12 protein-coding genes and 2 pseudogenes are annotated in these 13,707 nt (G+C 35.2%); 9 read left to right on the top strand and 5 right to left on the bottom strand.

Translation table 11 applies throughout. The features are described 5' to 3' along the window. Positions 1–30 precede the first annotated feature (30 nt). Both AB8S09_RS04465 and AB8S09_RS04460 read left to right on the top strand, forming a co-directional pair. Positions 31–2,196 (top strand): YhgE/Pip family protein, encoded by a 2,166-nt coding sequence (locus AB8S09_RS04465; RefSeq protein ID WP_369868545.1) that lies wholly within the window; start codon positions 31–33, stop codon positions 2,194–2,196. 25 nt (positions 2,197–2,221) lie between these two features. Beyond that, positions 2,222–4,384: a YhgE/Pip domain-containing protein gene (locus tag AB8S09_RS04460; protein WP_294182421.1), complete on the top strand. Its 2,163-nt coding sequence runs from the start codon at positions 2,222–2,224 to the stop codon at positions 4,382–4,384. 39 nt (positions 4,385–4,423) lie between these two features. Here the strand turns inward: AB8S09_RS04460 and AB8S09_RS04455 are convergent, their stop codons facing one another. The 4 genes and pseudogenes from AB8S09_RS04455 to AB8S09_RS04440 form a co-directional block, all read right to left on the bottom strand. Beyond that, entirely contained in the window at positions 4,424–5,005 is a 582-nt protein-coding gene (locus AB8S09_RS04455; RefSeq protein ID WP_294182422.1) for a TetR/AcrR family transcriptional regulator, read from the bottom strand. 86 nt (positions 5,006–5,091) lie between these two features. After that, positions 5,092–5,963 (bottom strand): annotated as a pseudogene (locus tag AB8S09_RS04450) (YidC/Oxa1 family membrane protein insertase). A 62-nt stretch (positions 5,964–6,025) separates the two neighbouring features. After that, positions 6,026–6,550, bottom strand: coding sequence for an HD domain-containing protein (locus tag AB8S09_RS04445; protein ID WP_294182424.1), 525 nt, complete (start codon positions 6,548–6,550; stop codon positions 6,026–6,028). Beyond that, positions 6,504–7,217, bottom strand: a complete 714-nt coding sequence (locus AB8S09_RS04440) for a putative ABC transporter permease (protein ID WP_369868544.1) — start codon at positions 7,215–7,217, stop codon at positions 6,504–6,506. The genes AB8S09_RS04445 and AB8S09_RS04440 overlap by 47 nt, the downstream gene beginning before the upstream one ends. Positions 7,218–7,441: 224 nt before the next feature. On the opposite strand from AB8S09_RS04440, the gene AB8S09_RS04435 reads away from it, so the two are divergent. The 3 genes from AB8S09_RS04435 (at position 7,442) to AB8S09_RS04425 (ending at position 8,945) form a co-directional block, all read left to right on the top strand. Beyond that, positions 7,442–7,915: a glutathione peroxidase gene (locus AB8S09_RS04435; protein WP_294182426.1), complete on the top strand. Its 474-nt coding sequence runs from the start codon at positions 7,442–7,444 to the stop codon at positions 7,913–7,915. Between the two features lie 114 nt (positions 7,916–8,029). Further along, positions 8,030–8,446, top strand: coding sequence for a flavodoxin family protein (locus AB8S09_RS04430; protein WP_369868543.1), 417 nt, complete (start codon positions 8,030–8,032; stop codon positions 8,444–8,446). Positions 8,447–8,495: 49 nt separating this feature from the next. Then, entirely contained in the window at positions 8,496–8,945 is a 450-nt protein-coding gene (locus AB8S09_RS04425; protein ID WP_294182428.1) for a MarR family winged helix-turn-helix transcriptional regulator, read from the top strand. 44 nt (positions 8,946–8,989) lie between these two features. Here AB8S09_RS04425 and AB8S09_RS04420 read toward each other — a convergent pair whose 3' ends face one another. Then, positions 8,990–9,562 carry a TetR/AcrR family transcriptional regulator gene (locus tag AB8S09_RS04420; protein ID WP_294182429.1) on the bottom strand — a complete coding sequence of 191 codons (573 nt, stop codon included), beginning with the start codon at positions 9,560–9,562 and terminating at the stop codon, positions 8,990–8,992. 256 nt (positions 9,563–9,818) lie between these two features. On the opposite strand from AB8S09_RS04420, the pseudogene AB8S09_RS04415 reads away from it, so the two are divergent. From AB8S09_RS04415 to AB8S09_RS04400, 4 genes and pseudogenes are all read left to right on the top strand, one after another. Next, a pseudogene (locus AB8S09_RS04415) lies at positions 9,819–10,520 on the top strand (ABC transporter ATP-binding protein). Then, on the top strand, positions 10,514–12,883 hold the full coding sequence (locus tag AB8S09_RS04410; protein ID WP_369868542.1) for an ABC transporter permease: 2,370 nt from the start codon (positions 10,514–10,516) through the stop codon (positions 12,881–12,883). Before AB8S09_RS04415 ends, AB8S09_RS04410 begins: the two are co-directional and overlap by 7 nt. A 306-nt stretch (positions 12,884–13,189) precedes the next feature. After that, positions 13,190–13,327: a hypothetical protein gene (locus tag AB8S09_RS04405; RefSeq protein ID WP_369868541.1), complete on the top strand. Its 138-nt coding sequence runs from the start codon at positions 13,190–13,192 to the stop codon at positions 13,325–13,327. Between the two features lie 92 nt (positions 13,328–13,419). Continuing rightward, positions 13,420–13,707, top strand: a 288-nt coding sequence (locus tag AB8S09_RS04400) for a transposase (RefSeq protein ID WP_369868540.1), incomplete at its 3' end; no start/stop codon positions are given.

Here is a 13,707-nt window from a genome sequence, read left to right as displayed (position 1 = left end):
TATTTTGTTGTTTTATGGGAGCGATATGATATGATAAAGAATATTGTTAAAATATTTAAAAGAGATGTAAGGACCGTAATAAGGAATAAAGCAGCACGTACAATTATAATAGGATTGTGTATAATGCCATGTTTATATACACTGGTAAATGTAAAGGCAATCTGGAACCCTTATACCAGCGCCAGGTTAAATTATATTTCCATAGCTGTTGTGAATAAAGACAGGAGTGCCGCAGTAGAGAACAAAAATATCAATGTTGGAAATGAAATTGTAGATAATCTTAAGAAAAATCATAATATTGGATGGAAATTTGTCAATTCTAAGGAAGCCGATCAGGGAATGAGGGACGGGAAATACTATGCGGAAATTGAGATACCTGAAAATTTTTCTTCTGATCTTTCAAGTATAATTACGGACAATCCCAAGAGGGCACAGATACTCTATAAGGCAGATACAAAGACAAGCCCTATAGGAACTATGATAACTGAAAGTGCGGCCAAGTCCCTTGTAAACTCTATAAAATCTAATTTTACATATGCAGTAAATAAGGCTATATTCTCTTCCCTTAATGTTATAGGCGAAAAAGCAGACAGGAATAAGTCCCAGATAATAAATTTGAAAGATCTGATAATAGCATTGGGTGACAATATGGATTTTGTTACAACTGCACTTGGAAGTGTAAATGATGATGCCAATGATATTGCACAGATTTTTGAACAGTTAAAACCTGTCATTTCTGCATCTGGAAATAACGACATGGCATACCAGATACCTTATAACAGCGGGGAACTTGTGGAGTCTATAAAGCTTTCCCTGAATAATTCGTTTAACAATGTCCAAATAAATTTGGATAATGCCAAGGCAGATATTTACAGGATTCAAATGCTTGTATCCGATTTGAATTTAGTGAATGAAAACTCAAATTCTTCGAATGTGAATTCTACGGTAGACAAGATAAATTACCAGATATATGTGTTGGACATGGAGGTAAATGCTTCAATAAATTTTTTGCAGTCAGTGAATAATTTTGCACACAACAGGGGTATATCAACCCTCTTAAATTCTTTGAATGAAGTAAAGAATCTGCTGAATGCTGAAAAAAACAATGTAAATAGTCTTCAGAAAAATTTAAATGACACGAATCAGATAAGCAGCGGAATAAAGAATTCCATAATTAAAAATACGTCAGATGTGAGTTTAAAACTAATTGATTCCATTAACCAGTATAACGGCGGAGTAAGAGGACAGTTAAATTCCGTTGCCGATGATTTGATTTCATCTTCCAATAGTTCTGCAGATATTTTAAAGACTGCAGAAGGTATAGACAAGCAGGGCACGAAATCCATAGATACTTTGGTGGATGGAAGCAGACTCATAGCTGATTCATCTGGGGATCTGGAAAATAAACTTCTTCAGTTCAAAAATCCAATTTTGAATGTAAGTAACAAGCTGAAGCTCACAGATAACAGCGATATAGTTAAGATAATAACCATACTTCAAAACAATCCTGAGCTCATGGGAAATTTCATGGCCAACCCATTTAATATAAAAGAAGAAAATATTTATACAGTTCCAAACTTTGGATCGGCTTTTGCACCTACTTATATGACAATTTCCGTATGGGTAGGCTGTACTATGCTTGCAGCAATGCTTAAAACAACGGTGGCAGAATTTGAGGGCTCAGAAAATTTATCATTGAGGGAAAAATATTTTGGAAAAATGCTGTTTTTTGTTTCAATTTCTATAATACAATCTCTTATAATTGTATTTACTACCAAGTTCATACTTCATGTTTATACTGAGAATTTCTTTCTCATGATAATGGTAGGACTGTTTTCATCAATTGCATTTTCAACAATGGTGTACAGCATGGTATCCATATTTGAAAATATTGGCAAAGCAATGGCTGTTTTATTGATTGTAGTGCAGCTGACGGGAAGTGGTGCCCTCTATCCCATACAGCTTAACCCGCTGCTTTTTAGAATATTTCAGCCGCTGTTTCCATTTACCTATAGTTTAAGCGGATTCAGAGAGTCAATTGGAGGGCCTTTTGCAGGCACTGTAGTTCTGGATTTTTCAATACTTTCTCTCATGACTGTAATTAATGTATTGCTTGGATTTTTCTTGAAAAAACCCTTGTATGGGATAACGAGCAAACTTCACAGCAAATTTATGGAGTCGGGCATTGGAGTATAAATATTAGTAATGGGAGTGACACCGTATGAGAGTTATATTTAGAATAATAAAAAGGGATTTTAATAGTATAGTAAAAAGTCTTCCTGTATTTATAACGATTTTGGTATTTTGCTTTCTTCCATCTACCTATGCTATTTTTACCATAAAAGCATCCTGGAATCCCTATTCAAAATCTAACATGAGCAGGCTTCCCATTGCAGTGGTCAATAGGGATGAGGGCAGCAATATCAAGGGAAAAACTATAAATGTGGGAAATCAAATTACGGATGAATTGAAAAAAGACAAAAGTGTAAAATGGGTTATCATAGATGAATGGCAGGGAAATTATGGACTCAATACCGGAAAGTATTACTCTTTGATAGAAATTCCCGAAGATTTTTCAAACAAGCTTCTGACTCTTGCCACTTCGGATCCGCAAAAGCCAAATATAATATATAAATCCAACGAGAAGCTGAATGCAGCTGCTACCAAGATCACAAGCCAGGTAAAAGATACACTGGCAGACCAGATTAAATCAAACTTTATAAAAATATGTGACAGGAAAGCTATTAAGCAGATGAACTCGCTTGGTAAAAAATTAAATAAGAACAAGCCTGAGATTTTACAGATTAAAGATTCAATGGAAAATTCCATTAAGGCCATAGATAAAACAAAAAAATATTTTTCAGAAGTAAATGAAAATTCAAAGGGAATACAGGATTATTTGAATAAACTTAAAAGTGATGTCCCAAAGCTCTCTAAGCAGATCAGCAGCCTTCAGGATATTGTAAATCATGAAAAATCTCTTGCACAGTCTACAAAGCGTGTCATAAATTCAGCCCAGAATAATCTGACAGGGGGAATAAACAAGCTCCAGACACAAAACACACAATTTCAATCTCTTTTGTCAAGCCTTGAAAATATGAACAATGAATTTTCAGGTTCTTCTGTCACAAACAGCACTATAAATCAGATGGATAATTTGAATAATTCAATGCTGGAGGAAATCGACAGTGATTTGAAGATACTCAATACCATAAATGATATACTGCCTAACAACGGGGTGGCAGGACTTATAAATGCACTTAACGTGATGAAAAATTCAATAAGGGCGGAGGAAGGTTATCTTGCACAATTGAAGCAGCTTGTTAACAGCGGCGGTTCGAAAGAAAATATAAATTCAATCATAGATCAGATTTCCATAGTGGGAAATGAACTGTCGTCGGATGCAGTGAATGTGTCCAATTCATTTTACTCAAGTACCAGTCAGGCACTGGATGATGTGAACAATAATATCGATATGGGCCTGGAAAATTATAATGATATACTTGAATATACAAGAAAGGTTGTTCCGCAGCTCAATTCTCTGGTAAATACGGGTAATTCCGTCAGTGAAATATCAATTTCCCATGTGAACAAGGTAAATAAAAGGCTTGGAGATATTCAAAACAAATTAAATCAGCTGAACAGCAATATGAATATGATAAATGAAAAAAACCTTGACCGCATAATAGATATAATGGAGAAAAATCCTGAAATTTCAAGCTTGCTGTCGTCACCGGTGGAGCTAAAAAATGTCCAGCTCTACAATCTTGGATTGTTTGGATATGGAGTAACTCCTTTTTTCACTACGCTGTCAATATGGGTTGGTGTACTTCTCCTTTCAGTTATACTTACATATGAATGCAGGGAATTTGAAGATGGGACAAAAGTCAGTATGATTCAGGCATATGTGGGGAAACTATTTCTTTTTATAGCTATTTCTTTAATACAGACATCCATAACTTTACTTGGAGAATTTTTGCTTTTGGGAATAAGACCCGTGAATATACCTGCCATGATAGGAATTGCATTTGCGGTAAGCATCACATTTACCATAATAGTATTCACCTGCGTCTTTATGTTTGGAAATGCAGGAAAGGGCCTGGCTGCAGTTATCATGATACTGCAGATTTTTGGAACGGGCGGTGTGTACCCTCTTGAAATTGTTTCAAAAAGACTGGCTTCCCTGGCTCCATTTTTACCATTTACTTATGCCATAAACGGGTTCAGGGAGGCAATAGCAGGTCCCAATTGGGCTCATTTTCTTAAAATACTTGTTATACTTGCGGTTTTTGCAGGCATATTTCTTCTCATTGCCCCATTTAAAAAAGTATTTGAAAAACAGATACAGCAGATGGAAGATGACTTCAAAAAATCACAGCTGTAAGATATGGTAATTACCTTACAGCTGTTGAAAAATGTGATTTCAAGAAAGTATTAGCTCTAGTGTGGATAGTGTATTTAGGCACTCTTCTTTTTTATCTGTCATCATTAGTTGGATTGACGTTCCAAAAAGTGTGCCTAATATCAACCTTGATAATGAACTTGGTGAACATGATTTTAAATTTTCATATTTTATAGAATCATTTACTATATATTTTTCAATTAATTTAGCTAAGCTATCAAAAAGATCTTTAAGGAATTTCTTTAAAGATTCCGACCAAAGTGCCATACTGGTTAAATCAAAGAAGATCTTGAATAATTCAGGCTTTTTAATCAATGTTTCTTTGAAATATTTTATCAGATATACTGAACTTTCACTTTTTGTGGTGCCTTTTTTTAGATTGTTTTCAATTTCATTAAAATATTTTTTGAATAACATCTCTATCACTTTTTTAAAAAGTCCTTCTTTATTTTTATAATAATAATTTAACTGACTTAAAGCAACGCCGGCTTCATTTGCGATATCTCTTGAGGAGACATTTGCGTATCCCTTTTCGGAAATACATCTGAAAGCCGCATTTAATATTCTTTCTGCTTGGCTAGTATTTTTAACCTTTTCGCCCATTCAAATTCAACTCCTATATAGCCTCAAATTAATTAACATTACAAATAATATATTATCATACTGGGATATGTTTTTAAATTTGACCATCAATATTCTTTTTTGATTTTACTTATTTTATTTTTATTCTTACATTTTATATTTGAATTTGCTTCCTTCTTTATAATGAATTTGTTCATAAACATCTGCTGAAATATCTGATATACATTGCTTATTATCCAGTAAAGCCCCATACCTGCGGGCACTTGGAATGAAATAAATCCGGTCATGATTGGCGACAATAAAAGCATATTTTTCTGTAGGGAATCCTGCATTTTATTTTCGGATGTACTTGGCATATCCTGTGAAGAATATCTGACAGATATGTATGTAGTTACTACAGCCAGGACAGGTATTATCATCAAAGTCATGTCATGGGCACTCATGCTGTGAAAATTGAAACTTGGGATGTAGCCCAGATTTATTCCGAAAAAATTCATGTTGAGCAGTTGGCTTTTATTGAGTATGGAGTTTACCGGATGCAGCTTATCCATGTTGTTGCTGTAATAATTTATTATACTCAGATCGTGCATATTTTTCACAGTTATCATATTGTGAGGTATAGTGCTGAATAATTTATCAATTATGGAAGAATTCATTCCAAACATATACTTTAGAGGCTGTGATATAACGTAGTAGAGAGAAAATAGAATCGGTATCTGCAGCACAGCGGCAGGCACCCACCCGCCGGGTTTATGTCGTTCTCCCTGTACAGCTCCATCATATGCTGATTTAACTTTTCACTGTCATTCTTGTATTTTTCCTGGAGCTTTTTCATTTTAGGCTGGATTTCACCCATTTTTGAAGTTGACCTGTACTGCTTTATATACAGCGGGAGCAGTAGTGTTCTTATAATGACTGTCAGCAGAATAATGGCAATCCCATAATTCTTAAATGATAGTATTTCATATATGAATCTCAAGAGGTGTCCTATGGGATATGCAACAAAATCAAAGATAGTGTTTTATCCTTTCTTATTAATATTTAGGTATATATTTTTTCTATCTCCTTGATACAGTCTTTATTTCCTTTATTAAGTGTTTCTGTAAAAGCACAGTATTTGTCTACAGAAGATACTATCAATGATTCCCCGTACTTTGGCGGTTTCAGTGTCAGTGGCCACATATGCTTTGCTATTATATCCTTTTCTACATCATTTAAAACAAAGTACATGTTTGCGTTTTTCAGTGCCAGGATAGGGTGGACGAAGGCATGTAATCCATTTTCAGGTTTTGATGTATGCCAGTCGTACAAGAACATATCATGGAGCAGGCCTCCTCTGGCTGCAGAGCGATAATTCAAGTTTAAATATCTGCATATGACATAGCTTTTGTAGGAAACATTGATGCAGTGTTCAAGGCACGACAGGCTGCCGTGCTGTACAAAATTTTGCATGGATAGGACAACGGGGCTGGCGATTAGATCATTAATGCATTTTCTATATTCAATATCCAGATCAACTTTAGAGTATGTTTTTAAATGCAATTTTGATTTTATAGATCTTATCATTTACTGCACCTCTGATATTTTGGTTTGCCATTTCTAAAATTAAGATCATCATTCTGGGACATGCCTTTAAAAATCTTTCATATTTCATTATTTTATTGTAGTAAGTACCTTCTGAAAAATTTAAGCGGTTGACAATTATATTTCTGAGCTTTAATGCATCAATTGTAGACTTTACTGTGTCAAGCATAAAATAGATCATTAAAAACAGTACAATATAGCTTTTAGCTTTATAGGGCACATATAAGAATGCCGAGGATGCCAGCGGCTGAATTATTTGAACTACCAAAAATGCAAGTATTCCCCATAACAGCGAGTATTGAGGACATATATACCCTCTGATATTTGCATAGTTGTCACTGTAATCCCACCATTTGCAGTTGAAAAGTTTTTCCAGAATAAAACCAGTTGCATATTCCAGCAATGTAACCATGACAACAGACAGTGAAATACCTATGAGGATGGGATGATTTTCAGAATAAGTGCCTGTTAGTGATGATATCTGCAGCACCAGAACAGCTCCGGTGCCATATATCGGGCAAAAAGGGCCGCTTAAAAATCCTCTGTTGACAAAGCTTTTTCTATTCATACTTGCAAAAATGGTTTCAATTGTCCATCCCAGAAAAGAATAAAAGGTAAAAAATAAAAATAAGGTAATGTAACTATTCATAATATTTCACCCCAAAGTACATTAATAATTCGTACGTTCGAACGAAAATATTTTATCATATATAGATCGTGCAGTCAATTGAATTTTATTAATTATATATGAATAAACTGCTAAATATTTGTATCTGATTTGTGATTTGAAATGAAAATAAAAATTATTGACAAGTGTAATTATATTGCATACAATTAAATTGCATACAATATAATATGGAGGTGAGATAAGATATGGATATTTACGACTACACCGTAAAGAACAATAAAGGCATTGATGTTTCCATGAAGGAATATGAGGGAAAAGTACTGCTGATTGTCAATACGGCTACAAAATGTGGATTTACACCGCAGTATAAGGGACTTCAGGATTTGTATGAGAAATATCAATCTCAGGGGTTTGAGATACTTGATTTTCCGTGCAATCAATTTGCCAATCAGGCACCGGGAAGTAATGAAGAAATTGCAAATTTCTGTAATATTAAATATGGAATTACTTTTGCTCAATTCTCAAAAATTGATGTGAATGGGAAAAATGAAAGCCCGCTTTACACTTATCTGAAATCCCAACAGGGCGGAACCTTCGGAAATAAGATCAAGTGGAATTTCACAAAATTTCTTGTAGATCGAAAGGGCAATGTAGTTGAAAGATTTGCACCGGTAACAGCACCTGAAAAGGTAGCTGTAAAAATAGAGAAGTTACTTTAAAAATTAGGAGATAAATCTTATTATGAGAATGTGACAAAAGCAAGTAAATGAGTTATAAAATTATTATCTAGAAAACTATCGATGCCATAGTTGGCAAATAAGGAGGAAAATGTGATGAAAATAGCGGTAAGGTATTATACGAGGACAGGCAATACCAAAAAACTTGCGGATGAGATAGCAGAAACAGTAGGTGCGGAGGCAAAAACAGTAAATGAAAAATTGACGGATGATGTGGACGTACTGTTTCTTGGGAGCTCTGTATATGCTGCAGGTGTGGACGCTCAGGTTAAAAAATTTATTGAAGATATAGATGTTACTTTTGGTAAGATTGTGAACTTTAGTACTGCGGCAATCCTTAAGTCCACCTATTCGCAGGTAAAAAAACTTGCAGATAAAAGGGGAATAAACGTAAGCAGCAGGGAGTACCACTGCAGAGGTTCATTTGGACCTATTCATAGGGGAAAGCCGGATGCTGCCGATTTGAAAAGAGTAAGTCAGTTTGCAAAATCGTTTTTAGAGGGAAAACGGTAAATTTAATTGTGTACAATACTGCAAGCTTTGCAAAAGGAGTATATACGTTGTGAAGAATATATATGATGTTTTAAAACTGGAAAATCAATTATGTTTTCCAATTTACGCATGTGCAAGGGAGATAGCTAAAAAATATAAACCATTTCTTAATAGAATAGACCTGACATACACACAGTATATTGCCATGATGGTAATATGGGAAAAAGAAAAGTTAAATGTTAAGGAACTTGGAAAATATCTTTACCTTGACTCCGGTACTCTGACGCCGGTCTTGAAGAAACTTGAGTCCAAGGGATACATTAAACGCACCCGTTCGAAATATGATGAAAGAAATCTTATTGTTACACTGACCGATAGGGGAGACAAACTTAGGGAGCAGGCAGTTGAAATTCCCATGCAGGTTGGGAAATGTGTGAAACTTAAACTAGAAGAGGCACAGGAACTGTATAAGCTGCTTTATAAAATGCTGAACAATATGAATGAAACTGCTCTGACGTAATGACAATGCAAGTCCATCAAAAGGGGAAAATACTTGTCTTAAATTCACTCATAAAATTTTACACCATTGTTTGATATTTCAAGTATCAATCTGGCTATTTCACTGATAGGCTTCTTCATACCCTCTTTCAGCCATTTTTGGATAGTGCAGATACTGCCGCTTGCTAAAAAATGAAATATATATTCTGAATCTTCTTTTTTGAGAAGATTATTTTCTTTTATTGGTATGAAATGCTGCCTTCCTATAATTTTTATGATTTCCTGTTGAAAACTCGTGTCACCGTTTGAATTAAGCAGAAGATCAAAGAGTTCTGAATTTTCCTTTACATATTCTAGAATCTTTTCAATTCCCACAGTGGAAACATTATTTTTGTTTTTAAAATCATAACTGCTTATATATTGATTAATTTCGTCGATAGTTTCATTTTCTATTTGCTTTAGCAAATCATATTGGTTTTTATAATGGGCATAAAATGTGGCACGATTGATGTCGGCATCTTCACAGATTTCTTTTATGGAAATTTTGGATATATTTTTTTGCTTTAATAATTTGATAAAGCTCTGTCTTATGACCATTTTTGTGTATTTAACCCGTCTGTCAGTTTTCTCTTTTTTCATGATAATTTCTCCCATATAAAGTGATTCTTAGGTCCTGCGCAGCAGTGCTTATCTCCCACTTCGAGAAGCAGGGAGTATTAGCAATGGTAGCGTTCGGATAAAAAAATTTTGTGACTTATTAAACGATTTATGAGAATTTGTTTTCTAACTGTCATTTTTTAATAATATGATTGTTGTATTTATATCATGATGTTAGTATACTATATTAAAGAAAAATAATCAACATATTGTTTAACAAAAGTTGGGAGGATATTGAATGTCATTTATAGACTTTGAAAATGTTAAAAAAGAATACACTGCTGGAGATGTTACAATTGCTGCAGTAAAAGATTGTTCTTTTTCAATTTAAAAAGGCCAGCTGGTTGTAATACTTGGCCCGTCCGGTGCAGGAAAAACAACTGTATTGAATATGCTGGGTGGAATGGACAGCCCCAGTGGTGGCAGAATAGTAGTTGACGGCAATGAAGTTCATAACTATACCAAAAAAGAACTTGTGAACTACAGACGCAGCGATATTGGGTTTGTATTTCAGTTTTATAATCTTATGGAAAACCTAACTGTGCTTGAAAATGTGGAGCTCGCCTGTCAGATATGTCCGGATCATGTTGAACCCAAAACTGTATTGAAACGGGTAGGTTTATCCGAAAGAGTCGACAATTTTCCTGCACAGTTGTCTGGGGGCGAGCAGCAGCGTGTTGCCATAGCTAGGGCCATAGCAAAAAATCCAAAATTGCTCTTGTGTGATGAACCCACCGGAGCACTTGACAGTGTGACAGGTCAGCGGGTTATTGAACTTTTACAAAATACATGCGGACAAATGGGCACCACAACTGTCATAATAACACACAATGCCGCCATAGCAGGAATTGCAGATAAGATAATCAGAATCAAAAATGGAACTGTGGAAGATGTTTCCACAAACAAGAATCCTAAAAAAGCCAAAGAAATTGTGTGGTGATAAAATTGCTGTTTAAAAATATTCTTATTAAGATAAAAAAGTCTTTTGGAAGATATATATCGCTGTTTATAATCGTCATGGTTGGTTTTGGATTCTTTATAGGATTGAATGAAGCCTCGTCGGATATTATTAATTCTGTTGATAAGTATTACAAAGCCCATAAGCTGATGGATTTTAAAGTAGTCAGCACGATAGGATTGACGGATAAGGATGTAAAGGCGATTGAATCGTTAAAAGGTATACAAGATGTTGTACCAAGTCATTCTCTGGATGTTCTTGAGGAAAATAAGGCAATAAGAGTGCATGAAATCGAAAATTCGGTGAACACTGTAAAACTGGTTAGGGGACGAATGCCAAAAACGGACAGGGAATGTATTGCAGATAGCAGGAAATATAAAGTCGGTGATAAAATCACAATTGACAGTGACACAGGTAAAAAATTAAAGAATACAGCATTTACCGTTGTGGGTACTGTAAAATCACCGTTATATGTGGATACTGATTATGGCAATACTACAATCGGAAGTGGAAAACTTACATCATTTATATTTGTCAATAAAGGTAATTTCAATATGGATGTCTATACTGAAATTTACATTACTGCGTCCGGTACTGGAAATGTAAGGTCATATTCGCAAAAATATGATGTTATATCGAAACGGGTTAATGATGAGCTGATAAAATTAAAACCTAAAATGGAAAATGCAAAATGGTACATTTATAACAGAAATGATGCTGTAACAGGGTACAAGAACCTAAAAGGTGCTGAAGATACCATTACCTCAGTGGCAGCTGTTTTCCCCTTGTTCGTCATATTGATTGTCATGCTTATGACATCTAATACGATGGCCAGGATGATCATGGAAGAGCGAAAAGAAGTTGGGACACTGGCTTCACTTGGATTTAAAAATGCACATATTATTTTAACATATCTGTTTTATGTGCTGTCTTCCACTGTCCTTGGCACTATAACGGGATTTTTTATATTTGGAAACATTATTCCAAATATCATATATTCCACTTTTGGTAAGTTTATTCTGCCGCCGCTTACCATTCAGTATGACATTACAAGTTTATTGATATCATTAGTAGTTGTTGCAGCTCTTATGACAGGTGTAACGGTCTTCTTCTGCAGCAGGGCGTTAAAACAGCAGCCTGCCGTTTTAATGCGTCCCGTTCCGCCGAAGAACGGACAGAGAATCCTGCTTGAAAAAATAGGATTCATATGGAAACATCTTTCCTTTAACAGCAAAACTACGATGCGTAATATATTTCGATATAAGCCGAGGGTTCTTATGATCATTGTCGGGGTAGCCGGTTGTACAGCTCTGTTGGTAACTGGATTTGGAATAAAGGACAGCATAAACGGTATAGCAGAAAAGCAGTACGGTGAGATTTTTAAATACAATACCTTGATTATGCTGAAAAATGATACTGCAGATATTGGCGGGGATCTAAAAGGACTGCTGGCGAGAGAAAAGGTTGGAAACCCTCTTTTGCTCAGACAGGAAACCCTTAAAGCCGGATCGGACAGCCAGTCACTGGATACCTATTTGGTGGTACCGGAAAATGAAAATCTGTTTGGGAAATATTATAATCTGACAAGCCAATTGACAGAAAATAGTATTAAGATGAATGATGGTGGTGTTGTAATTACCCAGAAGCTTGCTGAAGTTTTAAAGATAGGCAGGGGTGGTACAATTAAAGTAAGGGATGCGGACAACAACCTGTATTCGCTGAAAGTATCCGACGTTGCCGAAAATTATATGCAGAATTATATTTATGTGAGCAAAAATTTATACGGCAAAACATTCGGAAAAGATGTTTCCTATAATGTGATTGCAGCCAACTGCGGACAGAATAAAGATATGCTGGCCAAAAATCTGCTGAAGGACGGTTCCGTTATAAATGTGACTTTCAGAGATGACGTCCTGCAGCAGGCCGGGAGTGGGAATAAAAGCCTGAATAATATTGTTGTCCTGTTGGTTGTTGTTGCATCAATGCTGGTGATAATTGTACTCTATAATTTAACGTCAATCAATATGAGTGAAAGAAAACGTGAAATCGCTACATTGAAAGTTCTTGGATTTAATGATAGAGAGACGAATCAATATATTTACCGTGAGACATTTTTGCTTACGCTAATTAGTATAGGTGTTGGTTTACTGGTTGGAATTCCATTTCATCGATTTGTAATAGGTGCAATAGAAAGCGACACAGATGTATATTTCAAAAATATACACGCTGCCAGTTTTATATGGTCATCTCTCATTATTATGCTTGTTTCTGGCATTATGCAGATAGTTACGTATTTCAAGATCAAGAAAATTAATATGATTGAGTCTCTGAAGTCTGTTGAATAATATGTTCCCTCTGCAGTGAAACTACAGTTTCCATGTGGAACGAGTCGTTCGTTTTGATAGATTGACACCATTAATCAGTGCGAGGAAACAAATCTATTGAGTTTGTCTGTTTTCGGAAACAAATCAATAGCATGATTATAGTTCCTATCGTTTATGGAAACAAGTCAATGAATGCGTTCCGGCGGAAACAGTCCACCGCCCTGACCGAATATGACGGGCCGCTTGTCCGGCGACTGATTAAAAAGATCACAGTCTACGAGGACAAATTCACAGTGGAATTCAAGTCCGGCGTAACGGTGGATGTGGATGAATAATCATGAAAATGATAAAAGACACTCTACGAGATTTTTGGCGTGGAGTGGAGGCCTTTGTTATGAGAGGGCGTACCTGGATTTGTATAAATCAAATCCAGGTACGCCATTTTTATGTATGGGAAACTGGTAATAGTGGAAATAATAAGNACGCCATTTTTATGTATGGGAAACTGGTAATAGTGGAAATAATAAGTATAAATAATTTTTGAAAGGAGACTCATCATGAATGTATTAGAAATACCAGATATTGATTTAAAAAAAGAATTAAAGAAATGTAACAGTATGGAAGACTTAGTGGGTAAAAATGGACTTATGCAAAGATTATTTGGAGGCATAATACAGCAGTTTTTAGAAGCAGAAATGGAAGAACACCTGGGAAGAGAAAAGTATATAAGATTATCTGATGAAAATAAAGATTATAGAAATGGGTATAGTCCCAAAAATATTAGAACTAGTTTTGGACCGGTTAAAGTAAATGTACCAAGAGATAGAAAATCTGAATTTGAGCCT

This window comes from Clostridium lapidicellarium, from assembly GCF_041224415.1.
Lineage (GTDB): Bacteria > Bacillota > Clostridia > Clostridiales > Clostridiaceae > Clostridium_B > Clostridium_B lapidicellarium.
The sequence above is the reverse complement of the archived record's forward strand: the minus strand, read 5'-3'. Positions and strand labels throughout refer to the sequence as shown.

What these genes read in the sequence shown, in the direction of transcription:
- AB8S09_RS04420 (WP_294182429.1), bottom strand. Translation starts at nt 9,562, where the DNA reads ATGAAAAAAGAGAAAACTGACAGACGGGTTAAATACACAAAAATGGTC.
- AB8S09_RS04455 (WP_294182422.1), bottom strand. Translation starts at nt 5,005, where the DNA reads ATGGGCGAAAAGGTTAAAAATACTAGCCAAGCAGAAAGAATATTAAAT.
- AB8S09_RS04465 (WP_369868545.1), top strand. Translation starts at nt 31, where the DNA reads ATGATAAAGAATATTGTTAAAATATTTAAAAGAGATGTAAGGACCGTA.
- AB8S09_RS04445 (WP_294182424.1), bottom strand. Translation starts at nt 6,550, where the DNA reads ATGATAAGATCTATAAAATCAAAATTGCATTTAAAAACATACTCTAAA.
- AB8S09_RS04435 (WP_294182426.1), top strand. Translation starts at nt 7,442, where the DNA reads ATGGATATTTACGACTACACCGTAAAGAACAATAAAGGCATTGATGTT.
- AB8S09_RS04460 (WP_294182421.1), top strand. Translation starts at nt 2,222, where the DNA reads ATGAGAGTTATATTTAGAATAATAAAAAGGGATTTTAATAGTATAGTA.
- AB8S09_RS04405 (WP_369868541.1), top strand. Translation starts at nt 13,190, where the DNA reads ATGAATAATCATGAAAATGATAAAAGACACTCTACGAGATTTTTGGCG.
- AB8S09_RS04440 (WP_369868544.1), bottom strand. Translation starts at nt 7,217, where the DNA reads ATGAATAGTTACATTACCTTATTTTTATTTTTTACCTTTTATTCTTTT.
- AB8S09_RS04430 (WP_369868543.1), top strand. Translation starts at nt 8,030, where the DNA reads ATGAAAATAGCGGTAAGGTATTATACGAGGACAGGCAATACCAAAAAA.